Annotated in this window: 25 protein-coding genes; 10 read left to right on the top strand and 15 right to left on the bottom strand. The window is 69.0% G+C overall.

Annotation, left to right across the window (positions count from 1 at the left end):
• The first annotated feature begins 2 nt into the window (after positions 1–2).
• From I9P22_RS08195 to I9P22_RS08170, 6 genes are all read left to right on the top strand, one after another.
• The gene (locus tag I9P22_RS08195; RefSeq protein WP_199259006.1) at positions 3–989 is read left to right on the top strand and encodes a branched-chain amino acid ABC transporter permease; all 987 of its coding nucleotides are present in this window, start codon (positions 3–5) and stop codon (positions 987–989) included.
• Positions 982–1,746 (top strand): ABC transporter ATP-binding protein, encoded by a 765-nt coding sequence (locus I9P22_RS08190; RefSeq protein WP_028716579.1) that lies wholly within the window; start codon positions 982–984, stop codon positions 1,744–1,746. Before I9P22_RS08195 ends, I9P22_RS08190 begins: the two co-directional genes overlap by 8 nt.
• Positions 1,743–2,432 carry an ABC transporter ATP-binding protein gene (locus tag I9P22_RS08185; RefSeq protein ID WP_199259004.1) on the top strand — a complete coding sequence of 230 codons (690 nt, stop codon included), beginning with the start codon at positions 1,743–1,745 and terminating at the stop codon, positions 2,430–2,432. Before I9P22_RS08190 ends, I9P22_RS08185 begins: the two co-directional genes overlap by 4 nt.
• Positions 2,433–3,242, top strand: a complete 810-nt coding sequence (locus I9P22_RS08180) for an alpha/beta hydrolase (protein WP_199259002.1) — start codon at positions 2,433–2,435, stop codon at positions 3,240–3,242.
• Between the two features lie 206 nt (positions 3,243–3,448).
• Positions 3,449–4,471, top strand: coding sequence for a Dyp-type peroxidase (locus I9P22_RS08175; protein WP_199259000.1), 1,023 nt, complete (start codon positions 3,449–3,451; stop codon positions 4,469–4,471).
• 1 nt (position 4,472) lies between these two features.
• A complete protein-coding gene (locus tag I9P22_RS08170) occupies positions 4,473–5,270 on the top strand; it encodes a family 1 encapsulin nanocompartment shell protein (protein ID WP_199258998.1) in 798 nt (265 codons plus the stop codon).
• 117 nt (positions 5,271–5,387) lie between these two features.
• Here the strand turns inward: I9P22_RS08170 and mhpA are convergent, their stop codons facing one another.
• Positions 5,388–7,028: a bifunctional 3-(3-hydroxy-phenyl)propionate/3-hydroxycinnamic acid hydroxylase MhpA gene (mhpA, locus tag I9P22_RS08165; RefSeq protein WP_199258996.1), complete on the bottom strand. Its 1,641-nt coding sequence runs from the start codon at positions 7,026–7,028 to the stop codon at positions 5,388–5,390.
• Between the two features lie 250 nt (positions 7,029–7,278).
• Between mhpA and I9P22_RS08160 the strand changes: the two genes are divergently transcribed.
• Positions 7,279–7,917: a TetR/AcrR family transcriptional regulator gene (locus I9P22_RS08160; protein WP_199258994.1), complete on the top strand. Its 639-nt coding sequence runs from the start codon at positions 7,279–7,281 to the stop codon at positions 7,915–7,917.
• A 10-nt stretch (positions 7,918–7,927) separates the two neighbouring features.
• Here the strand turns inward: I9P22_RS08160 and I9P22_RS08155 are convergent, their stop codons facing one another.
• The 4 genes from I9P22_RS08155 to I9P22_RS08140 all read right to left on the bottom strand — a co-directional run bounded on the left by I9P22_RS08155 (position 7,928) and on the right by I9P22_RS08140 (position 13,714).
• Positions 7,928–8,818: a formylglycine-generating enzyme family protein gene (locus tag I9P22_RS08155; protein WP_199258992.1), complete on the bottom strand. Its 891-nt coding sequence runs from the start codon at positions 8,816–8,818 to the stop codon at positions 7,928–7,930.
• A gap of 62 nt (positions 8,819–8,880) precedes the next feature.
• Positions 8,881–10,596, bottom strand: coding sequence for an arylsulfatase (locus I9P22_RS08150; RefSeq protein ID WP_199258990.1), 1,716 nt, complete (start codon positions 10,594–10,596; stop codon positions 8,881–8,883).
• A gap of 230 nt (positions 10,597–10,826) precedes the next feature.
• Positions 10,827–12,584, bottom strand: a complete 1,758-nt coding sequence (locus tag I9P22_RS08145; protein WP_199258988.1) for an FAD-dependent oxidoreductase — start codon at positions 12,582–12,584, stop codon at positions 10,827–10,829.
• Between the two features lie 56 nt (positions 12,585–12,640).
• Entirely contained in the window at positions 12,641–13,714 is a 1,074-nt protein-coding gene (locus I9P22_RS08140; RefSeq protein ID WP_199258986.1) for a maleylacetate reductase, read from the bottom strand.
• A 93-nt stretch (positions 13,715–13,807) separates the two neighbouring features.
• On the opposite strand from I9P22_RS08140, the gene I9P22_RS08135 reads away from it, so the two are divergent.
• Positions 13,808–14,758, top strand: a complete 951-nt coding sequence (locus tag I9P22_RS08135) for a LysR family transcriptional regulator (RefSeq protein ID WP_199258984.1) — start codon at positions 13,808–13,810, stop codon at positions 14,756–14,758.
• A gap of 4 nt (positions 14,759–14,762) precedes the next feature.
• Here the strand turns inward: I9P22_RS08135 and I9P22_RS08130 are convergent, their stop codons facing one another.
• The 10 genes from I9P22_RS08130 to I9P22_RS08085 all read right to left on the bottom strand — a co-directional run bounded on the left by I9P22_RS08130 (position 14,763) and on the right by I9P22_RS08085 (position 23,218).
• A complete protein-coding gene (locus I9P22_RS08130; protein WP_199258982.1) occupies positions 14,763–15,095 on the bottom strand; it encodes a hypothetical protein in 333 nt (110 codons plus the stop codon).
• Positions 15,096–15,102: 7 nt separating this feature from the next.
• Positions 15,103–15,936 (bottom strand): intradiol ring-cleavage dioxygenase, encoded by an 834-nt coding sequence (locus I9P22_RS08125; RefSeq protein ID WP_199258980.1) that lies wholly within the window; start codon positions 15,934–15,936, stop codon positions 15,103–15,105.
• A 21-nt stretch (positions 15,937–15,957) separates the two neighbouring features.
• Positions 15,958–16,989 carry a branched-chain amino acid ABC transporter permease gene (locus tag I9P22_RS08120; protein ID WP_233253281.1) on the bottom strand — a complete coding sequence of 344 codons (1,032 nt, stop codon included), beginning with the start codon at positions 16,987–16,989 and terminating at the stop codon, positions 15,958–15,960.
• A gap of 13 nt (positions 16,990–17,002) precedes the next feature.
• The gene (locus tag I9P22_RS08115) at positions 17,003–17,866 is read right to left on the bottom strand and encodes a branched-chain amino acid ABC transporter permease (protein WP_199258976.1); all 864 of its coding nucleotides are present in this window, start codon (positions 17,864–17,866) and stop codon (positions 17,003–17,005) included.
• On the bottom strand, positions 17,866–18,579 hold the full coding sequence (locus I9P22_RS08110; RefSeq protein WP_199258974.1) for an ABC transporter ATP-binding protein: 714 nt from the start codon (positions 18,577–18,579) through the stop codon (positions 17,866–17,868). The genes I9P22_RS08115 and I9P22_RS08110 overlap by 1 nt, the downstream gene beginning before the upstream one ends.
• Positions 18,576–19,295, bottom strand: a complete 720-nt coding sequence (locus I9P22_RS08105; RefSeq protein ID WP_199258972.1) for an ABC transporter ATP-binding protein — start codon at positions 19,293–19,295, stop codon at positions 18,576–18,578. Before I9P22_RS08105 ends, I9P22_RS08110 begins: the two co-directional genes overlap by 4 nt.
• Complete coding sequence (locus I9P22_RS08100; RefSeq protein WP_199258970.1) at positions 19,295–20,560, bottom strand: ABC transporter substrate-binding protein; 1,266 nt, start codon at positions 20,558–20,560, stop codon at positions 19,295–19,297. Before I9P22_RS08100 ends, I9P22_RS08105 begins: the two co-directional genes overlap by 1 nt.
• A gap of 622 nt (positions 20,561–21,182) precedes the next feature.
• Entirely contained in the window at positions 21,183–21,971 is a 789-nt protein-coding gene (locus I9P22_RS08095) for a molybdopterin-binding protein (protein ID WP_199258968.1), read from the bottom strand.
• Positions 21,961–22,827 (bottom strand): cytochrome b/b6 domain-containing protein, encoded by an 867-nt coding sequence (locus I9P22_RS08090; protein ID WP_199258966.1) that lies wholly within the window; start codon positions 22,825–22,827, stop codon positions 21,961–21,963. Before I9P22_RS08090 ends, I9P22_RS08095 begins: the two co-directional genes overlap by 11 nt.
• Positions 22,828–22,891: 64 nt before the next feature.
• A complete protein-coding gene (locus I9P22_RS08085) occupies positions 22,892–23,218 on the bottom strand; it encodes a hypothetical protein (RefSeq protein ID WP_199258964.1) in 327 nt (108 codons plus the stop codon).
• A 176-nt stretch (positions 23,219–23,394) separates the two neighbouring features.
• On the opposite strand from I9P22_RS08085, the gene I9P22_RS08080 reads away from it, so the two are divergent.
• Both I9P22_RS08080 and I9P22_RS08075 read left to right on the top strand, forming a co-directional pair.
• On the top strand, positions 23,395–23,949 hold the full coding sequence (locus I9P22_RS08080; protein WP_199258962.1) for a sigma-70 family RNA polymerase sigma factor: 555 nt from the start codon (positions 23,395–23,397) through the stop codon (positions 23,947–23,949).
• Positions 23,946–24,297, top strand: a 352-nt coding sequence (locus I9P22_RS08075) for an NrsF family protein (RefSeq protein WP_199258960.1), incomplete at its 3' end; no start/stop codon positions are given. The genes I9P22_RS08080 and I9P22_RS08075, both read left to right, overlap by 4 nt.

The raw sequence follows: 24,297 nt of genomic DNA, 5'->3' as shown, positions 1-24,297 counted from the left end.
CAATGACATTGACCCGCGACACCGCGATCAACCTGGCCATCCTGGCGCTGCTGGTCGCCACCGCCATCGCCGCGCATCTGCTGGGCGAGGGCTTTGCCGTGACGCTGGCGACCAAGGCGGCGATCTTCGGCCTGGCCGGGGTGGGGCTGAACCTGGCGCTTGGCTATGGCGGGCTGATCTCGTTCGGCCATGCCGCCTTCTTCGGCATCGGCGGCTATGTGACCGCGATCCTGGCGAGCCATGCCGCGGCGGGCACCCCGGTCCTGAGCTTGCCCTTCACCGTCATGGGCAGCAACGAGATGCTGGGCATCTGGCCCATGGCGATGCTGGCGGCGGGGCTGGCGGCGCTGGCCATCGGGGCGCTGTCCTTGCGCACCTCGGGCGTCTATTTCATCATGGTGACGCTGGCCTTCGCGCAGATGCTTTACTATTTCGCCATCAGCTGGCCGCGCTATGGCGGCGAGGACGGGCTAAGCTTCTATGTCCGCAACAGCTTCCCCGGCCTGAACACCTTTGCCCCGATCCAGTATTTCGCCATCTGCGCCACGCTGCTGGCCGTGGCGCTGGCCTTTAGTGCCGTGGTCACGCAGTCGCGCTTCGGCCTGGCGCTGCAGGCGGCGCGGCAGAACAGCCAGCGCACCGTCGCCGTTGGCATCCGGCCCTATGCCATCCGGCTGACAGCCTTCGTGCTGTCGGGGATGATCGTCGGTCTGGCGGGGTCGCTTTACGCCGATCTGAACCGTTTCGTCAGCCCGGCAATGCTGTCCTGGCACATGTCGGGCGAGATCATGGTCTTCGTCATCCTGGGCGGCGTGGGGCGGCTGTGCGGCCCGGTCGCGGGTGCGGCGATCTTCATCCTGCTGGAACATGTGCTGGGCGGCATCAGCGATTACTGGCAGGCGCTGCTGGGTCTTCTGCTGCTGGGGATCGTGCTGTTCGCGCCGGGCGGCCTGATCGGCATCGTCACGCGAAGGGGCCGCCATGCCTGAACCGAAACTCAACGAACCCATCCTGGAGATCCGCGGCCTGCGCAAGTCCTTCGGCGCCTTGCTTGCGACCGACGATGTCAGCCTGGACCTGCGCCCGGGCGAGATCCACGCCCTGATCGGCCCGAACGGTGCCGGCAAGTCCACGCTCATCAAGCAGATCGTCGGCGAGATCCGGCCCGATGCCGGCAGCATCCGCTTCGAGGGGCAGGTGATCGACGGGCTAGACGCGGCGGCGCGGGCGCGGCTGGGGCTGGCGCGCAGCTTCCAGGTGTCCTCGGTCATCCCGGATTTCACCGTGCTGCAGAATGTCATGCTGGCGGTGGCCGGGGCCAGCGGCGCGGTGTTCCGCTTTCACCTGCCGGCGCTGGCCGACCGCAAGCTGACCGAGCCCGCCCTGTTCCATATCGAGCAGGCCGGTCTGGCCGGGCGGCATCTGGTCCCCGCCGCGACGCTGTCGCATGGCGAGCGACGCAAGCTCGAGATCGCCATGGCGCTGGCCCTGCGCCCGCGCGCCTTCCTGCTGGACGAGCCGATGGCCGGCATGGGGCTGGAGGGCGGGAGGCAGTTGACCGCGATCCTGTCGGAGCTGCGCGCCGAGGCGCCGATCCTGCTGGTCGAACACGACATGGACGCGGTCTTTGCGCTGGCCGACCGCATCTCGGTGCTGGTCTATGGCCGCATCATCGCCACCGGCAGCGTGGCCGAGATCCGCGCCAATCCCGAGGTGCGGCGCTCCTATCTGGGAGAGGAGGCATGACCCGGCTGCTGGAACTGCGCGACGTGACCGCCTCCTATGGCCCGGTGCAGGCGCTGTTCGGCATCACCCTGGATCTGGATCAGGGCGAGGTGGTGGCGCTGATGGGCCGCAACGGCATGGGCAAGACCACGACGATCCGCTGCATCAGCCGCCTGATGCCGCATTCCGGCGGCAGCCTGCGCCTTGCTGGCCGCGATGTCGCCGGGCTTTCCGCGCCCAAGGTGGCGCGGCTGGGCGTCGGGCTGGTCCCCGAGGGCCGGCGCTGCTTCGCGCCGCTGACCGTGGCCGAGAACCTGACCGTCGCCGCCCGCCCCGGCCCTTGGGACATGGCCCGGGTCTGCGCGCTGTTCCCCCGCCTGCAGGAGCGCATGGGCCAGGTCGCGCGCACCCTGTCGGGGGGCGAGCAGCAGATGCTGGCCATCGGCCGGGCGCTGATGACCAATCCGCGCCTGCTGGTGCTGGACGAGGCGACCGAGGGCCTGGCCCCGGTGGTGCGGCAGGAAATCTGGGCCGGCGTGCGGCGGCTGAAGGCCGAGGGGCTGTCGATCCTGCTGGTGGACAAGTCGCTTAGCGAGATCGCCTCGGTCGCCGACCGGGCGGTGATCGTCGAACGCGGCGCGACGGTCTGGCAGGGCGGCATTGCCGATCTGACCGCCGACCTGACCAACCGCTATCTGGGGGTGTGAATGACGACGGCGATCTATCGCGGCATGACCCGGCAGGAACTGGACACGGCCTACAGCAACACCGGCAGGCTTGCGGATTTCCCGGGGCTGATGCGGGACTTCCGCGCCCGCAGCGAGGCTTTCTACGCCGCGCAGGAGGTCCGGCGCGACCTGCATTACGGCCCCGGCAGGCGCCAGACCTATGACTGGTTCGCCTGCGGCCGGCGGGATGCGCCGGTTTTCGCCTTCATCCACGGCGGCTATTGGCAAAGCTGCGCCAAGGAGGATTTCGCCTTCTGCGCTGCCGGCCCCATGGCGCGCGGCCATGATGTGATCCTGGCTGAATACACGCTGGCACCCGAGGCCTCGATGACCCGGATCGTGGCCGAGATCGGGCAATTGCTCGACCATCTGGCGGCGCAAGGGGTCGGGCCGCTCTGCCTGGCCGGGCATTCCGCCGGCGGGCATCTGGCCGCCATGCATCGCGGCCACCCAGCGGTGGGCTCGGTGCTGGCGATCAGCGGCCTGTTCGATCTTGAGCCCATCGGCCTCGGGGCGCTGAACGACAAGCTGCGGCTGACTCCGGCCGAGATCGCCGCCTGCAGCCCGCAACGCCAGATCGCTGCCGGTGCGCCGATGCTGGTCGCGGTCGGGGCCGAGGAACTGCCCGAGCTGGTGCGGCAATCCGGGGATTACGCCGAAGCCTGCCGGCAGGCGGGCCAGCCGGTGGCGCTGCTGCATGTCGCCGGCTGCGACCATTTCCAGGTGCTGGACGACCTGGCCGACCCGGCCGGGGCGCAGTTGGCCGCGCTGGCCCGGCTGGTCGGGTGATCGCGCCCGCCTTGCGGGGCCGCTTGCAACACCGGGGGCGGGGCGCGCCACCATCCGCAGACAGCCTGTCCGCATGTGCCGGACAGGCTGTCGATTGCAGCCGGCACTCCTGCGTGATGCGATGACGGCGGCGGCAACGGCATTGGACGCTTTCCCAAGCTGCCCGGATGAGGTTTTCTGAAGCCGAGCCAGCAGAGGGAACGACCATGACGCCCACCGCAAGCCAGCCCGCCGAAGCCGCGCTGACCGCCAACGCCCTGTTCCTGACCCTGACGCTGCATCCGGGCGCCGCGGCGCTGGCGGCGTTTCGCGGGTTCTGCGCCGACCTGCCCGCGCTGGTCCGGGCGGTGGGCTTTCGCAGCGCCGAGGCTGGGCTGTCCTGCGTGCCGGGCATCGGCGCCGGGCTTTGGGAGCGGCTGGAGATGGGCGCGCGGCCGCAGGGCCTGCACCCCTTCCACGCATTGGCGGGCGTCCATCGCGCGCCCGCCACGCCGGGCGACATCCTGCTGCATATCCGCGCCTCGCGGCCGGATTTCTGCTTCGAGCTGGCCACCCAGGCCATGCGCCGCCTCGGCCCTGCGGTCACGGTCGAGGACGAGACCCAGGGCTTCAGGTTCTTCGACAACCGCGACTTGCTGGGCTTCGTCGACGGCACCGAGAATCCCGGCGGCGCCGCGCTGGCGGCGGCGGTGACCGTGGGTGACGAGGATCCGCCCTTCGCCGGGGGCAGCTATGTGGTGGTGCAGAAATACCTGCACGACCTGGCGAAATGGGAGGCGATGCCGGTCGAGGCACAAGAGCGGGTGATCGGCCGCCGCAAGCTTTCCGATATCGAGTTCCCGGCTTCCGAGAAGGCCGCCTTCGCCCATAACGTGCTGACCAATATCGTCGATGCGCAGGGAAATCCGCTGCAGATCCTGCGCGACAACATGCCCTTCGGCAGCCCGGCGCGCGGCGAGTTCGGCACCTATTTCATTGGCTATGCGCGCGAGCCGGGCCGGATCGAGACCATGTTGCGCAACATGTTCATCGGCGACCCGCCCGGCAATTACGACCGCATTCTCGATGTCAGCACGGCGGTGACGGGCGGGCTGTTCTTCGTGCCCGCCGCCGCGATGCTGCAGCGGATCGGCGCCGGCGAAAGCCTGGCCGCGCCCGATCCCGAGGTGGAACCGCCGCCGCGCCGCGACGGCTCGCTTGGCCTTGGATCCTTGAAACGGGGGGACTGAGATGGACAACCTGCACCGCGCCTTGGCGCCGATCAGCGATGCCGCCTGGGCGCAGATCGAGGACGAGGCGACGCGCACGCTCGGGCGCTATCTGGCCGCGCGGCGGCTGGTGGACCTGCACGGCCCCGAGGGCCTGGCGCTGTCCGCCGTCGGCACCGGCCACCTGCGTCCCGCCGCGGCGCCGGCCGAGGGCGTCGAATGCCGCCAGCGCGAGGTGAACCCGCTGATCGAGTTGCGCGTGCCCTTCGAACTGACCCGCGCCGCCATCGACGACGTGGCGCGCGGCGCGAATGACAGCGATTGGCAGCCGCTCAAGGACGCCGCGCGCCGCATCGCGCTGGCCGAGGACCGGCTGGTCTTCCAGGGCCATGGCGATACCGGCATCCGCGGCATTCTGCCCGCGGCCGGCAATCCCGCCGTGCCGCTGCCCGCCGAGGTCGCCTGCTATCCCGAGGCGGTGGCCAGTGCCGTCGGTGCCTTGCGGCTGGCCGGCGTCAACGGTCCCTACGCGCTGGTTCTGGGCACGGCCGCCTTCACTCGGGCCGCCGGCGGGGCCGAGGACGGCTATCCTGTGCTCGGGCATCTGGAAAGGCTGGTCGATGCGCCGGTGGTCTGGTGCCAGGCCATCGAGGGCGGCGCGGTCCTGACCACCCGCGGCGGCGATTTCGACCTGTGGCTGGGGCAGGACGTCTCGATCGGCTATCAGAGCCACACGGCCGAGACGGTGACGCTTTACCTTCAGGAAAGCCTGACCTTCCAGATGCAGACCGCCGAGGCCGTGGTGGTGCTGGAGGGCTGAAGCCGCTCCGGCCGGCCGGCTGCTGGCCTCGTGCTGGGTTTGCCGCCGGCATGCCTGCCCGCAGCGATCCGGGCCGCCATGAGCTAAGGGCAGGGGCAGCGGCAAGGGCGCGCCGCCCTATTCGGCCGCCAGCGCCGGGGTCTCGGCCAGGTCCAGCGCCCGCAGCACCGCATCGACGCGCTGTTGGAAGAGCTCGGGGCTGTTCGCCGTCGCCGCGACATAGAAATCCGGCCGGATCAGCACGTATTTCGCGTCGATCCCGTCCAGCCAGCGCCCATAGGTGCCCTCGACATCCACCACCTCGCCGTTGCCGCCGGGGGCGCAGATCCGCACGCCGAAACCGTCCAGCGTCTCCAGCCGCGCCCGCTGCGTCGGGGTCAGCGCCGCCAGCGGGTCGGCCTCGTGGCCGATCGCCACCCAGCCATGGCCCACGGCCTGGTCGAACCGGCCGCGGCGGCCGCGATGCTCGACCACGCCCTGCACCGACAGCTCGCCGGCATGGGCGCTGGCCGGGCACCAGGCGCCGGGGCCCAGATGGCAAATGTCGGTCGGCACCGGCCGGCGGCCGCGCGCCGCCAGATCGGCGATCATGCGGGCGTCGCGCGCGGCGGCCTCGACCTGGTCAGCGATGCAGATGATCCGGCCCAGCTCCTGGCTGAAGTCGATGTAATGGCGGGCATGGTCCTTGCGCTCGCTGGTATAGCTTTCCAGCAGGCCGAGGCCGGCCTTGCCTTCCAGGATCAGGTTCAGCCGCCAGGCCATGGCCACGGCGTCGCGCAGCCCCGCGCACAGCCCCTCGCCGGCAAAGGGCGGCATCAGATGCGCGGCATCGCCGCCGATCAGGCAGCGGCCCTTGTGCCATTGCTTCGCCCAGCGGGCCTGGAAGCGATAGACGGCGGCGCGTTCCAGTTCCGCATTCGCGGGGGTCAGGCCCCAGGGTCGCAGCAGTTCCCATGCCCTCTCGGGCGTCTGCATCTCGGCTACCGATTCGCCGGGCAGAACCATGAATTCCCAGCGCCGGCGGTCGGGCTGGCCGAGGATCGGCGCCGGGCCGCCGGGCACGATGGTGGTCGGACGCTTCGGGTCGCAAAGCTGCCATTGCGCCGGCTCGTCCGGGCGTGTGGCGCAGTAGTCGAATTTCGGCAGCATGTCGAGGATCAGCCAGTCGAAGAAATAGCCCTTGTCCTCGTTCTCGATGCCAAGCGCGCTGCGCAGGAAGCTGTTGGCGCCATCGGCGCCGGCGACGAATTTCGCCCGGATCGAGCGGCGCTCGCCATCCGGGCCGACCTCCTCGGGGCTGCGTTGCAGCGCCAGGGTGGCACCTTCGGCGTCCTGCTCCAGCCCGACAGCGGTCCAGCCGCGCATGATGGCGATGTCCGGCATCCCGGCCGCGATGCGCAGCAGTCGCTTTTCCAGCATCGGCTGGTTGAACCAGTAGCGCACCCGCCAGCCGCTGGCCGACCGGCTTTGCCAATCCACGATCTGCAGATCCTCGCCGCTGGCGTTGCGCCAATAGTAAAGTGCGTCGTGATGGCTGATCGCGTCGTCGTTCTCGGCGTCGATGCCCAGCGTGGCCAGGATGCGGGCGATCTCGTGGTCGAAGGTCACGGCGCGCGGCAGGTCGTAATGCGTGCTCCAGCGCTCGATCAGCGTCACGCGCCTGCCGCGCTGGCCCAGCAGGATCGCCAGCAGCGTGCCGACCGGCCCGGCGCCGACGATGGCGACATCGGTGTCGGCCGCCTGGATTGATGGGGTCATGCTTTCTCCTCCCTGAAGGACCGGCCCGCGCTCCTTCGCGGCCGGTCAGTGGCAGCAAGCTTCCCGCAAAAATGAATAATCGTCAATATTGATTGATATTCATATATTCGACCTCCGACAAAGCATTGTCATAAATTGAAAATTCACCGCCTTCCTGCGTCAGATTGTCGCGCGTGGCCGGTCCTGCGCCTCTGATCTTGTGGATCGATTCGCTTCCGAATATGCTTCGGGACCGAATCCGGGGCGGGGCATGGCCGAGGCAGAGATCAAGGGTGAAGGCCGCGTGGCGCGGCGCCAGCGGCGCAACCGGGCGGCGCTGATCCGGGCCGCGCGCGAGATCATGACCGAGAAGGGCGCCGAGGCCGCCACCATGCTGGAAATCGCCGAGCGCGCGGATGTCGGCGCCGGGACGGTCTACAACTATTTCCGCTCCAAGGACGAGCTGGCCATGGCGGTGCTGGAAGGGCTGATGCACGACCTGGGGGTCAGCATCCAGGCCGTCACCGACAGGTTCGAGGATCCGGCCCAGGTCTATGCCTTCGGCATCCGCACCGTGCTGGACACCGCCACAGGAGATCCGCGCTGGCGGCAGATGCTGCACCGATCCGAGGTGATCGCGGATGCGCTGTTTCGCATGATGGGCCCCTTCGCCATCCGCGACCTGCGCCATGCCTCGGCCGCCGGGCGGTTCCAGACCGAGGATCCCGAGCTGGTCTGGCGGCTGAGCTGCCACGCGCTGATCGGCGCCAGCCTTGCCATGGCCCAGGGCCAGCTGCCGCCCGAGGCAGGCGAGACGGTGGTGATCCGGCTGCTGTGCATGACCGGCATCGACCTTGCGGCCGCCACCGAGCTGGCCCGTCGCCCGCGCCCGCCCTTGCCGCGCAGCTAGCGCAGCGCCGTCAAAGCCGCCGGATGCAGCGGAATCCCAGATGGCCGGTGGTCATGTCGGTCTGCTGCGGATGGCGTGCGGCCGGGCGGTAGCGCTGGCAGTAATTCGGCGCGCAAAGATAGGAACCGCCCTTGATGACCTTGGTGTCGGTCCCGGCGGCGGCTTGCGGCTTGCGGCAGCAGCTGCGCGCCGGCTCGGCCCGGGGCGCGGCATAGTCGTCCAGCGTCCATTCCCAGACATTGCCGATCATGTCGAAAAGCCCGTAGCCATTGGCCGGGAAGCTGCCGACCGGAGAGGTGCGGGCGAAGCCGTCCTCGAGGTCGTTGACGAAGGGAAAGGCGCCCTGCCAGGTGTTCGCCATGTGCCGGCCGTCCAGAGTCAGGCTGTCGCCCCAGGCATATTCCGCGCCCTTGAGCCCGCCGCGCGCGGCGCATTCCCACTCGGCCTCGCTCGGCAGTGCCTTGCCGGCCCATGCGGCATAGGCCAGCGCATCGGCCAGGGCGACATGCACCACCGGATGATCCTCCAGCCCGGCAAGGTTGCTGGCCGGGCCGGTCGGGTGCTTCCAGCAGGCGCCCGGCACCAGCCGCCACCAGCTGGCCGGGCCTTTCAGCACCGTGCCGGGCAGCGGCTGGATGAAGACCGCCGAACAGGGTTCGACCATGCGGCCGGGGATCGAGGGATGCGGCTGCGGCCGCTCGGCCTGGGTGAAATGGCCGGTCTCGGCCACGAAACGGGCGAAGGCGGCATTGGTGACCGGGTGGCGGTCGATGAGAAAGGCGCCGACCTCGGCCGGGCGGACCGGCCGCTCCTCGGGGTAGAAGCGGTCGGAACCCATCCGGAATCGGCCGCCCGGGATGGGCACCATGTCGCAGGGGGTCTGCTGGCGGGCAAGGGTCATGGCCGGTCCTTTCGGCAAGGCCTCCGGGGACGGGGATGCCCCCGGGGTGGGTTGGCTTGGCCTCAGTCGGACGCGGCCAGGTGTGGCGGGCGGAACAGATATTCGGTCTCGTTGGAATAGACCATCTGCGGCGCCAGCCCCTCGTTCCAGTAGATGCCGAAGCGTTCCTGGCAATCCTGCCAGTCGGCCTTCAGTTCGGCCAGCCTGTCGGGCTGCTCCGCCGCCAGGTCGCGATGCTCGGCCGGGTCGGCCTTGATGTCGAACAGCTCGAAACCGCCGGTGCCCCAGGGCTTGTTGCTGTGCACCATCTTCCAGCCGTCCCTCCAGACCGAGACCCGGCCGAACAGCTCGGTGCAGACCGGCTCGTCCTGCGGGCGGGCCGCCTCGGCCCGGCCCTCCAGCCAGGGCCGCAGCGAATGGCCGGTCATCGGCGCCAGCGCGATGCCGTCGCGCTCCGTCGGCGGCGTGGCGCCGGCCAGGTCCAGCAGCGTCGGCGCGATGTCGGTGACATGCACGAACTGCTCCAGCCGTTCGCCGGCCTTCCAGCCGGGATAGGAGATGAAGGCCGGCGAGCGGGTGCCGCCCTCGTAGGTATAGCCCTTGACCATGCGGAACGGCGTCTGGCTGACCGCGGCCCAGGCCGGGCCATAGCCGACATACGAGCCCTGCCGGCCCAGGTTCTCCAGCGAATTGTCGAAGGCGCGGTTGATCCATTCCTTATTCCGGCCGCCCATGATGTTCTCGGGCAGCTGGCCCTCGGCGCCGTTGTCCGAGAAGAAGATGAAGACGGTGTCCTCGTATTCGCCCTTCTGCTTCAGGTGATCGACCAGGCGGCCGACATTCTGGTCGACCTCGTGGATCATCGCGGCATAGACCTCCATCTTGCGGGCCTCGCTGGCGCGCTGCGCCGCGTCGAGCTCGCTCCAATGCGGCCAGAGATCGGGGGCGGTGTTGGGCTGCACGTCCGGGCCGATCAGGCCCAGATCGCGCATCCGCGCCAGCCGCGCGTCGCGGATCGCGTCATAGCCGGCGTCGTATCTGCCCTTGAACAGCGCAATGGATGCGTCCGGGGCCTGCAGGGGCCAATGCGGCGCGGTATAGGCCAGATAGCCGAAGAAGGGCGCGTCGTCGCTGGCGGAATCGATCTGCTCGATCAGCTGGGTGGTGAAGTAATCCGTCGAATAGGTGAAATCCTCGCCCAGATCGGCCGGCTGGTCGTCGGCGGTATAGTTCGCCTTGGGCAGCGCCTCGATCAGGCCGGTCTGGTCGAAATGATGCGCGGCGCCGTTCATCAGCGCGAAGGAGCGCTCGAAGCCGCGGGCATTGGGGCGCTGGCCCTCCTTGCCACCGAGATGCCATTTGCCCGAGATATAGGTGTGATAGCCGCTGTCGCGCAGCAGCTCGGGGAAGCTGACGACCCGCTCGTTCAGATAACCCTCGTAGCCGGGATGGCCGCGTTGCTCGTCCAGGATCTCCTCGGCCATGCTGCCCAGGCCGGCGACATGGTTGTCGGTGCCCGACAGCAGCATGGAGCGCGTCGGCGAGCAGGTCGGCGCGACATGGAAATTGGTCAGCTGCACGCCGTCCCGGGTCAGCGCATCCAGGTTGGGCGTCGGGATCTCGCCGCCGAACGCCCCCAGATCCGAATAGCCCATGTCGTCCACCACGATCAGAACGATGTTCGGACGCGCGTCCGAAGCATGCGCCGGATGCGCGAGCGCAAGCGTTGCCACGTTCAGCGCAAGGCGTGGCAAGGTGGCCAGTCTTTTCGACGTCATCATGTTCTCCTCCTCCTGTTCGCGCAGGAACGACCGCGCAGGGCAGCGCCGCTGGTGCCGGCCTGTCGTTCCGGGCCTCCTCGCCCATCGCAGCCTTAGCAAAGGTGGGTCGGGCACAGCATGACATGATCGGCGGGTAATATGCCGCGATGTTATATAAAGCGCCACGCGCCGGCCCGCGGCGTCTCCTGCCGGGCGCGTGCTTGCGGAACGCGCCCGGCGGTCGGGACTCAGCGCGCCAGCACCTGGCGCAGCACCCGGGCCAGTTCCGTCTCGGGCTGCGCGACCAGACCGGTCGCGCGCCAGCAGACATGGTGGTCGGGACGCACCAGCAGGCAGCCATTGTCCTTGATTTCCGAGGCACGCGCCCAGTCGCCGCTGTGATCGACATAGGCCTGGCGCGGGCCGATGACATGGGCCACCAGGTCGATGCCCAGATCGCGCGCCACCTGGCCGGCGGCCTCGGCCCAGGCCTCGCCGCCAAGGCCGGTCAGCAGGGTGAAGCGGCCATGGCCGCACAGGTCCAGGGTCGAGACCTCGGCCCCGTCGTCATGGCGGTAAAGCCAGGCATGCGGCAGGCGGGCGCCCGGCCAGGTGGTCGGCTGGTAATGCAGCTCGGGATCGAGCTGGAAGTCCGGCTCGAGCTGGTCGTCGGTCACTACGGCATCCGAGCGGTAGCGCTGGTTCATCTCGACGCCATGCGCGTCGAATTCGTATTTCTTGAAGGCGATGGCCTTGCGGATCGCCTCGCGCTGCAGCTCGGCCTCGGGCGTGCCGTCGGTGCGGGCCTGCAGGTTCTTCTGCATCTGCACCGGGTCCACCCCCTCGGCCATGCCGAGCGCGGCAAAGATCGGCCCGGTCTCGGTGATCGACTGGTTGGCGCGGGTCACGATCTGCCGGGCCACCGGCGCGCGCTCGGCGTCATAGCTGTCCAGCAGCCGTTCGCCGGCCTGGCCCTTCAGCACCAGGGCCAGTTTCCAGGCCAGGTTGAACGCATCCTGGATCGAGGTGTTCGAGCCCAGCCCGTTCGACGGCGGATGCCGGTGGATCGCGTCGCCCATGCAGAACACCCGCCCGTTCGCGGTCCGGGTGGCGTAGTAGTTGTTCACCGTCCAGGTGTTGGCGGACAGCAGCTCGATCTTCAGATCGGGATCGCCGACCAGCTGGCGGGCGACGCCGGTGGCGAATTCCTCGGTCACCTCGGGCTCGGGGCCGTTGATGTCGTAGCCCCAGACGATCAGCCATTCGTTCCAGGGCCGCACCATGCGCACCAGTCCCATGCCGATGCCGCCGACATCGGCGCCGGGCTGCATCACCCAGTAGAGCACCGAGGGCCGGTGCGCGACGTATTTCGACAGGTCGGCCCGGAACAGGATGTTCATCGATCCGCCCACCGCCATCTTGCCCTCGAAAGGCAGCCCGGCATGTTCGGCGACCCGCGACTTGCCGCCATCGGCGCCGATCAGGTATTTCGAGCGGATGGTGATCTCCTGCCCGGTCAGCCGGTCGCGGCAGATGGTGGTGACGCCGGTTTCGTCCTGCTCGTGGCGCAGGTATTCGGTGGACAGCCGCCCCTGCGTGCCGCGCGAGCAGGCGGTCTTGAACAGCAGGGGCTCCATATAGGTCTGCGGCAGGTCGTTCATCCGGGTGGGCGAGGACATCAGGTGTTCGGCCTTGGACAGCGGATGGTTGCCCCAGGCCTTCAGCCGGCCGATCTCCTCGCCCGCCAGGCTTTCGCAGAAGATGTTCTCGCCCATCAGCTCCTGATGGGTGGCGAACATATAGGCCTCGTCCTCGACATCGCGGCCAAGGTCGCGCAGCACCTCCATTGTGCGCTGGTTGGTGATATGGGCGCGCGGCGTATTGGCCAGCCAGCGATAGCGGTTCACCGCCATGTTGGCGATGCCGTAGGTCGAAAGCAGCGCGGCGGTGGCCGAGCCGGCCGGGCCGGTGCCGATGATCAGCACATCGGTGGTGATATCCGTCATTCGGGGTCTCTCCTCCCAGAGGTTTCGTCGAAATTCGTGGTTGCGGGGCCGGCGGCTCAGCGGCCCGGCGCCTCGCCCGCCCAGGCGGCGGCCAGCAGCCGGCGCAGGGCGTCGCGCTCGACCGGGCGCGGGTTCCAGTAGGGGTTGCGGGTGGCGATCTCGGCGGCGCGGTCCAGGTCCTCCTCCTTCAGGCCCAGATCGCGCAGCGCCAGCGGTGCGCCGCTTTCGCGCGCGAAGCGGTGCAGCGCTTGGCCCGGATCGGCCTCGCCGAAGATCTCGGCCACCGGGGCCAGCAGCTCGGGCACCGCCTGCGCGTTAAAGGCGATGGCATGCGGCAGGATCACGGCATGGGTCTCGGCATGCGGCAGGTCGAAGCTGCCGCCCAGCGTGTGGCAAAGCTTGTGATGCAGCGCCATGCCGACCTGGCCCAGCACCGAGCCGCAAAGCCAGGCGCCATAGAGCGTCTCGCCCCGCGCCGCCAGATCGCCGGGCGCGGCGATGACGCGGGGCAGGGCGTCGCGAAAGGCGCGCAGCCCCTCGACCGCCATCAGCGAGGTCAGGGGCGAGCGGTCGCGGGCATAAAGCCCCTCGGCGGCATGGGCCATGGCGTTGAGCGCGCTGGTCACGGTCATCGCCACCGGCAGGGTGGCGACCAGCTCGGCATCGTAGAGAATGACCTCGGGCTGCACCCGGCGGTCGGTGATCGTGGTCTTCAGCCCGTTTTCGGTCTGGCCCAGGATCGGCGTCGCCTCGCTGCCGGCATAGGTGGTGGGCACGACGATCTGCGGCAGGCCGGTGCGCAGCGCGATGGCCTTGCCGAGGCCGGTGGTCGAGCCGCCGCCCACCGCGACCAGCACATCGGCGCCGATGCTGCGGGCCTGCTCGGTCGCCTGTTCCGAAACCTCGACCGGGGTGTGCATGACCGCGCCGGTGAAGCAGCCGGCGGCGCGGTCGCCGCAAAGCGCGGCGAATTCCTCGGCCATCTCGGCCTGCTGCGGCGTGGTCAGGATCAGCGCGCGCCGGGCGCCGAGCGCGTCGATCTCGTCGGCGACGTTCTTGCGCAGGCCGCTGCCGAACCGCACGCGGACGGCCGGGCTTTGCGCGGTGAATTCCTCGCGGAAAAAGGACACTGGTTTTCCTCCCTCGATCCTGGTCCTGGTCAAGCTACACCGGCCAAAGACAGATATTGATCGGATGAACGGAACATAATATGATAATGAGTTATGAAAATAGACAGCGAACATCTGGAAATCCTGGCGGTGATCGTCGAGAAGGGCGGTCTGACCGAGGGGGCCGAGGCGCTTGGCAAGTCGCAGCCCTCGGTCTCGCGCAGCATGGCGCTGCTGGAAAAGCGCATCGGCATGCCGCTGTTCCAGCCCGGCCGCCGCCCACTGCGCCCGACCGAGCTGGGGCTGAGCCTGGCGCGTTTCGGCGCCCGCATCCGCGCTGCGAATCAGGAGGCCAGCCTGCTGGTCCAGCGCTTCCGCAAGGGCCATGCCGGGCGGCTGCGGGTCGGCGGCTCGCCGATCTTCATGGACGGCGTGGTCTCGACCATGATCGCGGATTTCCAGATGCGCCACCCCGAGGTGCAGATCGACCAGTCCTATGGCTATGTCGATACGCTGGAGGCATCCTTGCGCAATGGCACGCTGGACATGGCGATCCTGCCCCTGCATCCCAGCCAGGTGCCGCCGGGGCTGAGCTTCACCCCGGTCCTGCCCAGCCGCAACGTGGTCGCGGCCCGCGCCGGCCATCCGCTGACCCGGCGCAAGGCCATCGCCCAGGCCGATCTGGCGCCCTATACCTGGATCGCGCCGCCGGCGAACAGCCCGCTTTACCGCGACCTGGAGCGGGCGCTGAAATCCATCGGGCAAGAGGATTTCAACGTCAGCTTCTCGGGCGGCACGCTGGCCTCGATCCAGTCGGTCATGGCGGGTTCCGATGCGCTGACCGTGCTGCCCTATTCAGTGGTGTTCCTGTCGCGCCGCAGCGTGCCGATGGAGGCGCTGCCGCTGCGCATCGACCACCCCGAGCGGCAGCTGGGCCTGCTTCTGCCCGAGGACCGGCCCGGCCCGCCGGCCATGCGCCAGCTCATCGCCTTCCTGACCGAGGAATTCGCCCGGCTGACCGCGCGGATGGAGCACGACCAGCAGGTGACGCGCCGGCGCGGCTAGGGGCCTATTTCAGCGCCAGATAGGTCTCGGGGTCCAGCATGCCCACCCGCACCGCGACAGCGAGGCCGCTGGCCTGTTCCAGCATCTGCCGCATGGTGCCGGCGACGGCGCGGATCCGTTCCGGCGTGCGCCCGCTGCGCGGCAGGATCATCAGTTCGGCATTCACCTGCGGCTGGTCGGGCAGGCCCAGCACCGGCAGCGCGGCGATCTGGCAGGCGCTGGCCTCGACCGCCAGCCCGTCGCAAAGCAGGTCGCGCAGCCGGGGCAGCGTGTCCTCGATGGCGGCGCGGCAGGCGGCGAGGCGGGTTTCGTCGATATAGATCTTGACGTTGGGCATGATCGGCTCAGGCGGGAACAAGGATGAAGTCGAAGGGCGAGCGCCAGAGGGTGTCGCCATCGACGCGCTGGAAGGGGGCGATCAGGGTCTCCTTGACGCCGAAGACGGTATCATCGGCGATATAGTCGTCCTCGGCGACGAAGGTATGGGTGACGACGCGCTGATAGCCCGGCGCGGTCACCATGTAATGCATATGCGCCGGCCGATAGGGGTGGCGGCCCAGCTTGCCCAGCATCTGCCCGACCGGCCCGTCATCTGGGATCGGATAGCTGACCGGCTTGATGCCGACGAAGCTGTAGCGCCCGTCCGGTCCGGTGACGAAGCGGCCGCGATTGTTCCATTTCGGCTGGATGCCCGGCTGCTGGACGTCGTAATAGCCGTCGGCATTGTCGGACCAGACGTCGACGGTCGCGCCCTCGACCGGATTGCCGTCGAGGTCCAGCACCCGGCCCTCGAACAGGCAGCTTTCGCCCTTGCCGTCCAAGCTGATGCAGTCGCCCATCTCGCGGATCGGCGCGCCCTCGACATGGAAGGGGCCGAAGACGGTGTTCTCGGTCGCGCCTTCGGGGCGGCGGTTGTTGATCGCATCGACCAGCATCGAGAAGCCCAGCACGTCCGAAAGCAGGATGAACTCCTGCCGCTCATCTGAGCAGATCTGGCCGGTGCGGGTCAGGAAGTCGATGCCGATCTCCCATTCCTCCTGAGTCAGGGCGATTTCCTTGGCAAAGGCGTGCAGGTGCTTGACCAGGCAGGCCATCACCTGCCGCAGCCGCGGGTCGATATCCTCGGCCATGCGGGCGTTCACCGCCTCGACCGAGCCTGCTTCGGTGAAATAGGACATGATGCTTTCCTTTCGTGAATCTCAGGGCCGGATGGCCGCTGCGGGGGCGCGGTGGCCCAGCGGCAGCAGTTCCAGCCCGGTGCGGCCGGACAGGCTGCCCCAGAGGCCGCGCCGCGCGAACAGCATCACCGCGATGCCGAACAGGCCCAGCACGATCAGATAGGCGCTGCCGTAATCCGACAGCAGCCGCTCCAGCGCATAGAACACCACCACGCCGACGATGGGACCGGGCAGGGTGCCAATGCCGCCGATCACCACCACGAACAGCACGAAGGCGGTCCAGTCCAGCAGCGAGAAGGCCGCGTCCGGGGTGATGCGGGTGATCTGGATGAACAGCAGCCCGCCGCAAAGGCCGGTGCCGAAGGCGGCCAGCAGGAAGACCAGCGCCTTGAGCCGCACCGGATCGATGCCTACAGAACGCGCGGCCATGGCATTGTCGCGGATCGCCTGCAGACCCAGCCCCGTGCGCGAGCGCAGGAAGGCCCAGGACACGCCCAGCGTCGCCAGCACCAGCCCCAGCGCCAGCCAGTAAAGCACGATGTCGCTGGCCGCCGCGCTGGAGACGCCCAGCCATTCCTTGACCGGCCCGACGCCCAGCATGTCGCGGGTGGTGCCCTTGGGCAGCGAGGTGCCGGTGCCACCGCCAAGCGCCTTCCACTGGCCTAGGCCCAGCCGGGCGATCTCGGCCGCGACCCAGGTGCCGATGGCGAAATAGGCGCCGTTCAGGCGAAAGACGAAACAGGCCACCGGCACGGCCAGCGCCATGGCGACCAGCCCGCCCAGCAACACGCCGGCCAGCGGGTCCAGCCCGAACAGGATGACGGCGGCGAACATGGTATAGGCGCCGATGCCAACGAAGGCCTGCTGCCCGACCGAGACCAGCCCGGCAAAGCCCGCCAGCATGTTCCAGTTCAGCGCCAGTACCAGCAGGCAGAGGATGCCGAACAGGTCCTGCACCACGGCGCGCGGGCCGATCAGCGGCACCGCGGCCAGGGCGGCGGCGGCAAGGATGGCGAGCGCCAGGGGGCGATATGCGGGACAGGTGGTTTTCATCATCGCGCCCTTTTCAGTCGATGGCTCGGGGGAACAGCCCGCGCGGGCGGACCATCAGGATCAGCACGAAGGCGACGTGCCCGGCCAGGATCTGCCATTCCGGGTTGACCGCCGCGCCCATAGTCTGGGCAAGGCCGATCACCACGCCTCCGGCCAGCGTTCCCCAGAGGCTGCCCAGGCCGCCGATGATCACCGCCTCGAAGGCATAGAGCAACCGCGCCGGCCCGATGGACGGGTCGAAATTCGCCCGCGTGCCCAGGTAGAGCGCGGCGATGGCGGCGACGACCAGGGCGATGCCGGTGGCCATGGCGAAGATGCGCTGCGGCCGGATGCCCATCAGCTGCGCCGTCACCGCATCGTCCGAGGTGGCGCGAAAGGCGCGTCCCAGCGCGGTGCGGTAGAACAGCAGGTTCAGCGCCAGGATGACCGCGACCGCCGTGGCCAGCGTCATCACCGGCATGACGCCCATATGCACCGGCCCGACCGCGACCGAGGCGGATTCGACCGGCCCCGCCGCCAGCTTGCGGCTGTCGGCGGTGAAGGCAGCAAGCAGCCCGTTCTGGATCACGACCGACAGCCCGAAAGTGACCAGCAGCGGCGGCAGGATGTCCTCGCCCAGCACCCGGTTCAGCAGCCGGGTCTGCAAGAGCCATCCCAGCGCGAACATCAGCGGCATGGCGATCAGCGCCGCGGCAAAGGGGTTCAGGCCTGTCACCGTGCCCAGGCCGAGGATCAGATAGGCGCCCAGCACGATCAGGTCGCCATGCGCCAGGTTCACCAGCCGCATGATGCCGAAGACCAGGCTCAACCCGGCGGCGAAAAGCGCATAGAGGCCGCCCAGCAGCAGGCCCTGCAGGATCGTATCCAGCGAAAACATCAGTGGGTCGCTCCGAAATAGGCGTCGTGGATGGCGTCGCGCGACAGCTCGCCCGCCCGGCCGGACAGGGTGATGCGGCCCTCCATCATGCAATGCACGTGATCGGCCACCTTTAGCGCCTGGCCCACATCCTGCTCGATCACCACGATCGAGGCGCCGCTGGCGTGGATCTCGGGGAAGGCGGCATAGATCTCGCGGATCACCACCGGGGCGAGGCCGAGGCTGAGCTCGTCGCACAGCAGCACGCGCGGATTGGACATCAGCGCCCGGCCGATGGCGACCATCTGCTGCTGGCCCCCCGACAGCGCCGTGCCGGGATGGTCGCGGCGCTCGCGCAGGATGGGAAACAGGCGATAGACGCTTTCCAGGTTCCAGTGCCCCCTGGTGCGGCGCGCATGGGCGCCGATCAGCAGGTTCTCCTCGACGCTGAGCGAGGGGAAGAGCCGCCGCCCCTCGGGCACCATGGCGATGCCGGCCATCAGGATGTCGGGCGCCGGGGTGCCGGTGATGTCGCACCCGTCCAGCCGGATGCGGCCGGCGCTGACGCGGGCGACGCCGGTGATCGCCCGCATCAGGGTGGTCTTGCCGGCGCCGTTGGCGCCGATGATGGCCACGACCTCGCCCTGCTGCAGCGCCACGTCGACGCCGAACAGCGCCTGGAAATCGCCGTAATGCGCGGTCAGGCCGGAAACCGACAGGATGGGTTCGCTCATACCTCGGCCCCCAGGTAGATCTCGCGCACCTCGGCCGAGTTCATCACCGTCCTGACGTCGCCGACCATCAGCAGCCGGCCGAAATTCAGCACGATCAGCCGGCCGACCACGCTGTTCAGCGCATGCAGCACATGCTCGATCCAGACGATGGCGGTGCCCTCGGCATGGATGGCGCGGATGGTGGCGACCAGTTCGACACATTCGGCATCGGTCAGCCCGCCGGCGATCTCGTCGAGCAGCAGCACCCGCGGTCGCGTCGCCATGGCGCGGGCCAGCTCCAGCCGCTTGCGGCTGAGCAGCGGCAACCCGCCCGCGGGATTGTCGGCGGCACCGGCCAGCCCGGTGCGGCGCAGGATGTCCATGCAGAATTCCGGCGCCTCGGCCGCTGCCAGCCCGCCGCCGAAGCGCGCCGCGACCAGCAGGTTTTCATAAACCGAAAGGTGGCCGAAGGGCTGCGGGATCTGGAACGAGCGGCCGATGCCCGCCGCGCAGCGCGCCATGACCGAATCGGCGCTGACATCGCGCCCGTCCAGCAGGATCTGCCCGGAATCCGGCCGCAGGTTGCCGGTGATCAGGTTGAACAGCGTCGATTTCCCGGCGCCGTTCGGGCCGATGATGCCAAGTGCCTCGCCCGGTTGCAGATCGAAGCTGACATCGTCGGTGACCTTCAGCGCGCCGAAGCTTTTCGACACGGATTGCAGCGAAAGCAGCGCCATCACGCCAGCGTCCGGATGCTGTCGCCCAGCGGGATCTCGGGCGCCAGCGCGTTCTCGACGATCACCAGGTCGAAGCTGCCGTCCTCCTTGCGGCGCCATTGCCCACCGACCAGCGGTGTTTTGGCGACGTTCCTGCGGGCGAATTCGGGCACGTTCTCCTGTCCCCAGGCGACGCGGCCGACCACGGTCTGCAGGTCGGTGGCGGCGATGGCCTCGGCCAGCGCATCGCCATCGGTCGGGTCGTCGGTGCGGCGGATGGCGTCGGCGGCGACCTCGAACAGGGCATGGACGAAGCCGGCGGGCTGGGTCCATTGCCGCTTGGCCGCGGTTTCGAAATCGGCGGCCAGCTCGCCCGCGCTCTGCCCGGTCAGGGACGAGCGGAACGGGTGCTGCGGCGACCACCAGACTTCGGCGGTCAGGTTGTCGCCCAGCTCGCCAAGCGCGGCGACGCTTTCGGGAAACAGCAGCGCCTTGGCGACCGAGACCAGCTTGGGCCGGTAGCCCTGCTGCCGGGCCTGGGTCCAGAAGGTGGTGAAATCCGGCGGGATCGGGATGCCGACCAGGATCTCGGCCTGCGCCTGTTTGAAGGCGCTGATCTGGGCGCTGAAATCGTCGGTCAGGTTCTGGTAGCGGCCGGGATCGGTCAGCCGATAGCCGGCCTCGGCCAGCGCCGGCGGCATGCCCACGTCCGAGGCCCAGGCATTGCCGTCGCTGTCGTTCGGCCAGAGCGCGCCGACCGATCTGTTGGTCTGCACGGCCTCCCACATGTTCATGAAGACCCGGACATTGTCCTCGAGCCCCCAGAAGAAGTGATAGACATAGTCGAACTCCTGCCAGCTTTCCGGCTCGGCCGGATTGCCCTGCTGGCCGATGAACCAGGGCTGCCACGGCGCCACGGTCGAGATCACCGGGATCTCCTCGGATTCCGCCACGCTGCAGACCGGGTTCGTGGTCTCGGGGGTCGAGGCGACGAGGATCAGGTTCACCTCGTCGCGGCTGATCAGTTCGCGCGCCACCTCGGCGGCGCGGTTGGGGTTGGACTGGCTGTCCTTGACGATCACCTCGGCCTTGATGCCGAGTCCCGGCGCGGCGGCCAGGAACTGCCGGACCATGAAATCGTCCGCGGCCGAGAAGGCCGAAAGCGGCCCGGTCTGCGGGCTGACATAGCCGATCCTGATCGCCTTGCCTTGTGCCAGCGCCGGCCGCGCCAGCCCCAGCCCGGCCAGCGCCGCGCCCGAGGCGATGAAGGTCCGTCTGTTGAGCATTGCCTGTCCTCCCATGATCCGCCGCATTCCGTTGCGGGTCCGCCCCTCCCTTGGCCGGCCCGCTGCGGCAAGCGCGCCCCGTCGCCGGGCGGCTTTCCCTGATGCCGGCCAGTCTATCGCGGGGCGGGCGGGCATATCATCGCATGGGTGCGGCAAAATATGTTATTGAGATATATTATGGAGCGCATGTCTGTCCCCCCGGCCCGGGATCGCCGTTTCGGATCAGGGGCTCCCCGCCATGCGGGGCGGCGGCGGTCCTGCCGTGCCAGTGGTGGCTGATCCCGGTCATCGGTCCCAGGAAGACGCTGGCGAATGCCTGCACGAACCCTTGTCCGCATCGGTTCAGGCACATCACCCCACGGCGCGACACGCGAAGGACAGGCGCTGGAAGATGTATTCCAGCGCCACCATCACCATCTTCCCGGGTGCGTCGATGGCTAGGATCATGGGACCCTGATGGGGTTGTCACGGGATCGGACCAGATTGTCCGGCGCCAGGGCAGCGGGCAATCAGTCCGTTTGGCGCGCGATCCATGGCTGGATCGGCACCGGGGCGGATGTTTCGGGGATGAACGCGGTCCGGCTCGCCCGAAGGGCTGCCAGCGCCGCGGCAGGCCCGCCCGTCATATGCCCGCGAACCAGTCATAGCCGCGGTCTTCCCAATAGCCGCCCTTGCCGCCCCACAGGCGCGCGAAACTGTCCACCAGTTCGATCCGATGCACGTATTTCGCCTGCTTGTAGCCCAGGGCGCGTTCGACCCGGATCCGCAGCGGCGCTCCGTTCGCCACCGGCAGCGCCCGGCCGTTCAGCCCATAGGCGGCGATGGTCTGCGGGTGGCGGGCGTCGATCATGTCGCAGGATTCGTAATAGAGGGCCGGGCCGCTGCGCGTATTGCCCAGATCGTCGAAGCAGTGGAACACCACGAAACGCGCGGCGGGCAAGACCTGGACCTGATCCAGCAGATGCGACAGCGGCGTGCCGGTCCATTTGGCAATGCAGCTCCAGCCCTCGACGCAATCGTGGCGGGTGATCTGGGTGCGCGACGGCATGTTGTGCAGCTCGGCCAGAGAGAAGGCGCGCGGCCGCTGCACCAGCCCGTCGACGACCAGCCGGTAATCGGCGAAGCCCTTCGCCTTCAGCGCCAGATAGGCGGGCGAATCCGGGTCGCGCGAGCCGTTCGGCCGCTGGCCCTGCCGGATTTCGGTCTCGGCATATTCCGGGGCCAGGGCGTTGCCGGCCAGCGCCCGCTGGATGCGATAGGTCAGGCCGTTGGCGCGGGCCATCAGGTTCCTCGCCGCGCCCTCGTCGGCCAGGAAATCGAGGCGCCCGCAACCGGACAGCGTCAGGCTCGACAGGCCGGCCGCGCCCAGTCCCAGCAGGCGGCGGCGCGAGAGATCCCGTTCAGCGGTCATGGTCGCGGCCCTTCATCGCGGCGGGGGCGGGCGGATCGGTGCGATACCAGCCGGTGATCATCGCGCGCAGCTCGTTCAGCGGACCGGCCAGCAGCACCATCAGCAGATGCACGGCCAGGAAGGCCAGCAGCAGGAAGGCCGCGACGAAATGCAGGGTCCGCGCGCTCTGCCGACCGCCGAACAGATCCAGAAGCCAGGGCCAGGCGGCGTTCATCGTCGGGCTCATGGTCAGGCCGGTCAGCACGATCACCGGCAGGACGATCCCCAGCACCGCGCCGTAGCTGAGCTTCTGCAGCGCGCCGTATTCCGCGGCCCGGTGGAAGCGCAGCCGGGCATGGCTGGCGATGTCGGCGGGAAGCGCCCGCAGGTCGCGCGGTCGCGGCAGGATGTCCCTGCGCAGGTGCCCGTTCAGCAGGCTGCCCAGGAACCACAGCGCCAGCGTGGCGGCCAGCAGCCAGGCGAAGAAGAAATGGATGACCCGCCCGGTGCCCAGATCCCGATAGGAGGGCAGCGTGCTCCACGCCGGAAAGCCGCGCGATTGCGGGCGTTCGGCCGGGCCGCTCAGGCCCAGGAGGCCGGTGGTGTCGAAGCCATGGCCCAGGATCTCGGTCCGGCCGCGCAGGCCGGCGGGCGTCTCGACCGCCATGATGCGCAGCACGGCATTGTCGTAGCCGAACCCGCTTTCCTGCCCCCAGTAGAGCACCGGATGCGCGTTGAAGATCTGCAGGCCGGACGGGACCAGGAAGGCGATGCACAAGGCCCAGGACCAATGCGTCGCCCGGGTCCACAGGGCATGGCGGCGCACCAGCGGGCCCGGCTGGCGGGGGGCGGGGGACAGGGATCCGGTCAGCGGCATGGGACGGTTCTCCGGCTGGCTGGGGCCGGCCCCTTCCGGGACTGCCGAAAGGGGCCGGTGGCCGTCATTGCGATTTCGGCATGGCGCCGTCGGTTTCCATCGCGTCGGTCCCCATCGCGTCGGTTTCCATCGCCGAGCCCTGATCCGCGCCCATCTGGTCGGTGGCCATGGCATCCGTGCCCATCTTGTCGGCGTCCATCTTGTCGGCCTCCATGCAATCCGTGGCCATGGCGTCGGTGCCGGTGCCCTCTGCGCAGTCGCCCTTGCCCATGGCGTCGCTGGACATCTGGTCCGCGGCCATGGCGTCCATCGGCTTCTTGGCGTCGTCGGCATGGGCCGCGCCCAGCGAGGCGACGAGGAGGGCGGCGAAAGCTGTGGTCTTGGCGAACATCTGTTTACTCCAATGCTGAAAGCGGCCGGGGCATGTCCCGCGGCCTGCAAGGAGGTCTTCGCTGCGCCGCCGGTCCGGGTTACAGTGCTCACGCCCTCGTGAAAGCGCCGCTTCCGGATTTTTTTCCGCCCGGATGCTGTAACCTTTCGCCCCCGAGCCGCGAACTTGCAGGAGATATGTTTCTGCGCCCGAGCGAACATGAGCTGCATTGCCTGATGGTGGCCTCTCTCGACGGAGACGGGGCGGCCTATCGCTGCCTGCTCGAGGCCCTGACGCCGCTGCTGCGGGCGTATTTCAGAAGGAGGCTCCATGATGACCTGTCCGCCCATGCCGAGGACCTGGTGCAAGAGACGCTGCTTGCCCTGCACGCGCGCCGGATGACCTTCGATCCGGCCTTTCCCTTCATGGCCTGGGTCCATGCCATCGCCCGGCACAAGCTGATCGACTTCCTGCGCCGGTCCCGGCGCGCCGTGCAGGTGCCGCTGGACGATTTCGCCGAGTTGCTCGCCGATCCGGCGGACGGCGCCGCCCTGGCCGGTGCCCGGCTCGATGTCGATGCGCTTCTGTCGCGCCTGCCCGAGCGGACGCGCGCGGTGATCGCCAAGACCAGGCTCGAGGGCAAGAGCATCGCCGAGACTTCGGCCGAGACCGGCTTGTCGGTCGCCTCGGTCAAGGTGATCGTGCATCGCGGGATCCTGGCCCTGCGCAACCAGTTCGGAGGCAAGACATGACCGATCCGGGCAAGGAGCTGATCGACCGGCTGGTCCGCGACCTTCGGCCGGTGCCCGCCCTGGCGCTGGAGCGGCGGCTGCTGGCCGCCTTGGGCCTGGGGCTGCTTGGCGCGGCGGTGCTGATGGCCGGCCTGCTGGGCCTGCGCCACGACTGGGCGGCCATGATGGCAAGCCCGGTCTTCCTGGTGAAGCTGGCCTATGCGGGCGGGCTAGCCCTGGCCGGGGCGGTGGCGACCGCTCGCCTGGCCCGGCCGCTGGGCCGGGCGGGGGCGGCGCTGCCGACCGCCCTTGCGATTGTCCTGGTCGTCGCGGCCGCGGCGCTGCTTGCGCTGGCCGAGGCCCCGGCCG

This window comes from Paracoccus binzhouensis (assembly GCF_016446475.1).
Taxonomy (GTDB): Bacteria; Pseudomonadota; Alphaproteobacteria; order Rhodobacterales; family Rhodobacteraceae; genus Paracoccus; species Paracoccus binzhouensis.
Note: the sequence above shows the minus strand (reverse complement) of the source record. Positions and strands in the feature narration are given on the sequence as shown.

Excerpts from the sequence above, each read along its gene's own strand:
- I9P22_RS08195 (WP_199259006.1), top strand. The coding sequence starts at position 3 with ATGACATTGACCCGCGACACCGCGATCAACCTGGCCATCCTGGCGCTG.
- I9P22_RS08190 (WP_028716579.1), top strand. The coding sequence starts at position 982 with ATGCCTGAACCGAAACTCAACGAACCCATCCTGGAGATCCGCGGCCTG.
- I9P22_RS08185 (WP_199259004.1), top strand. The coding sequence starts at position 1,743 with ATGACCCGGCTGCTGGAACTGCGCGACGTGACCGCCTCCTATGGCCCG.
- I9P22_RS08180 (WP_199259002.1), top strand. The coding sequence starts at position 2,433 with ATGACGACGGCGATCTATCGCGGCATGACCCGGCAGGAACTGGACACG.
- I9P22_RS08175 (WP_199259000.1), top strand. The coding sequence starts at position 3,449 with ATGACGCCCACCGCAAGCCAGCCCGCCGAAGCCGCGCTGACCGCCAAC.
- I9P22_RS08170 (WP_199258998.1), top strand. The coding sequence starts at position 4,473 with ATGGACAACCTGCACCGCGCCTTGGCGCCGATCAGCGATGCCGCCTGG.
- mhpA (WP_199258996.1), bottom strand. The coding sequence starts at position 7,028 with ATGACCCCATCAATCCAGGCGGCCGACACCGATGTCGCCATCGTCGGC.
- I9P22_RS08160 (WP_199258994.1), top strand. The coding sequence starts at position 7,279 with ATGGCCGAGGCAGAGATCAAGGGTGAAGGCCGCGTGGCGCGGCGCCAG.
- I9P22_RS08155 (WP_199258992.1), bottom strand. The coding sequence starts at position 8,818 with ATGACCCTTGCCCGCCAGCAGACCCCCTGCGACATGGTGCCCATCCCG.
- I9P22_RS08150 (WP_199258990.1), bottom strand. The coding sequence starts at position 10,596 with ATGACGTCGAAAAGACTGGCCACCTTGCCACGCCTTGCGCTGAACGTG.
- I9P22_RS08145 (WP_199258988.1), bottom strand. The coding sequence starts at position 12,584 with ATGACGGATATCACCACCGATGTGCTGATCATCGGCACCGGCCCGGCC.
- I9P22_RS08135 (WP_199258984.1), top strand. The coding sequence starts at position 13,808 with ATGAAAATAGACAGCGAACATCTGGAAATCCTGGCGGTGATCGTCGAG.
- I9P22_RS08130 (WP_199258982.1), bottom strand. The coding sequence starts at position 15,095 with ATGCCCAACGTCAAGATCTATATCGACGAAACCCGCCTCGCCGCCTGC.
- I9P22_RS08125 (WP_199258980.1), bottom strand. The coding sequence starts at position 15,936 with ATGTCCTATTTCACCGAAGCAGGCTCGGTCGAGGCGGTGAACGCCCGC.
- I9P22_RS08120 (WP_233253281.1), bottom strand. The coding sequence starts at position 16,989 with ATGAAAACCACCTGTCCCGCATATCGCCCCCTGGCGCTCGCCATCCTT.
- I9P22_RS08115 (WP_199258976.1), bottom strand. The coding sequence starts at position 17,866 with ATGTTTTCGCTGGATACGATCCTGCAGGGCCTGCTGCTGGGCGGCCTC.
- I9P22_RS08110 (WP_199258974.1), bottom strand. The coding sequence starts at position 18,579 with ATGAGCGAACCCATCCTGTCGGTTTCCGGCCTGACCGCGCATTACGGC.
- I9P22_RS08105 (WP_199258972.1), bottom strand. The coding sequence starts at position 19,295 with ATGGCGCTGCTTTCGCTGCAATCCGTGTCGAAAAGCTTCGGCGCGCTG.
- I9P22_RS08100 (WP_199258970.1), bottom strand. The coding sequence starts at position 20,560 with ATGCTCAACAGACGGACCTTCATCGCCTCGGGCGCGGCGCTGGCCGGG.
- I9P22_RS08095 (WP_199258968.1), bottom strand. The coding sequence starts at position 21,971 with ATGACCGCTGAACGGGATCTCTCGCGCCGCCGCCTGCTGGGACTGGGC.
- I9P22_RS08090 (WP_199258966.1), bottom strand. The coding sequence starts at position 22,827 with ATGCCGCTGACCGGATCCCTGTCCCCCGCCCCCCGCCAGCCGGGCCCG.
- I9P22_RS08085 (WP_199258964.1), bottom strand. The coding sequence starts at position 23,218 with ATGTTCGCCAAGACCACAGCTTTCGCCGCCCTCCTCGTCGCCTCGCTG.
- I9P22_RS08080 (WP_199258962.1), top strand. The coding sequence starts at position 23,395 with ATGTTTCTGCGCCCGAGCGAACATGAGCTGCATTGCCTGATGGTGGCC.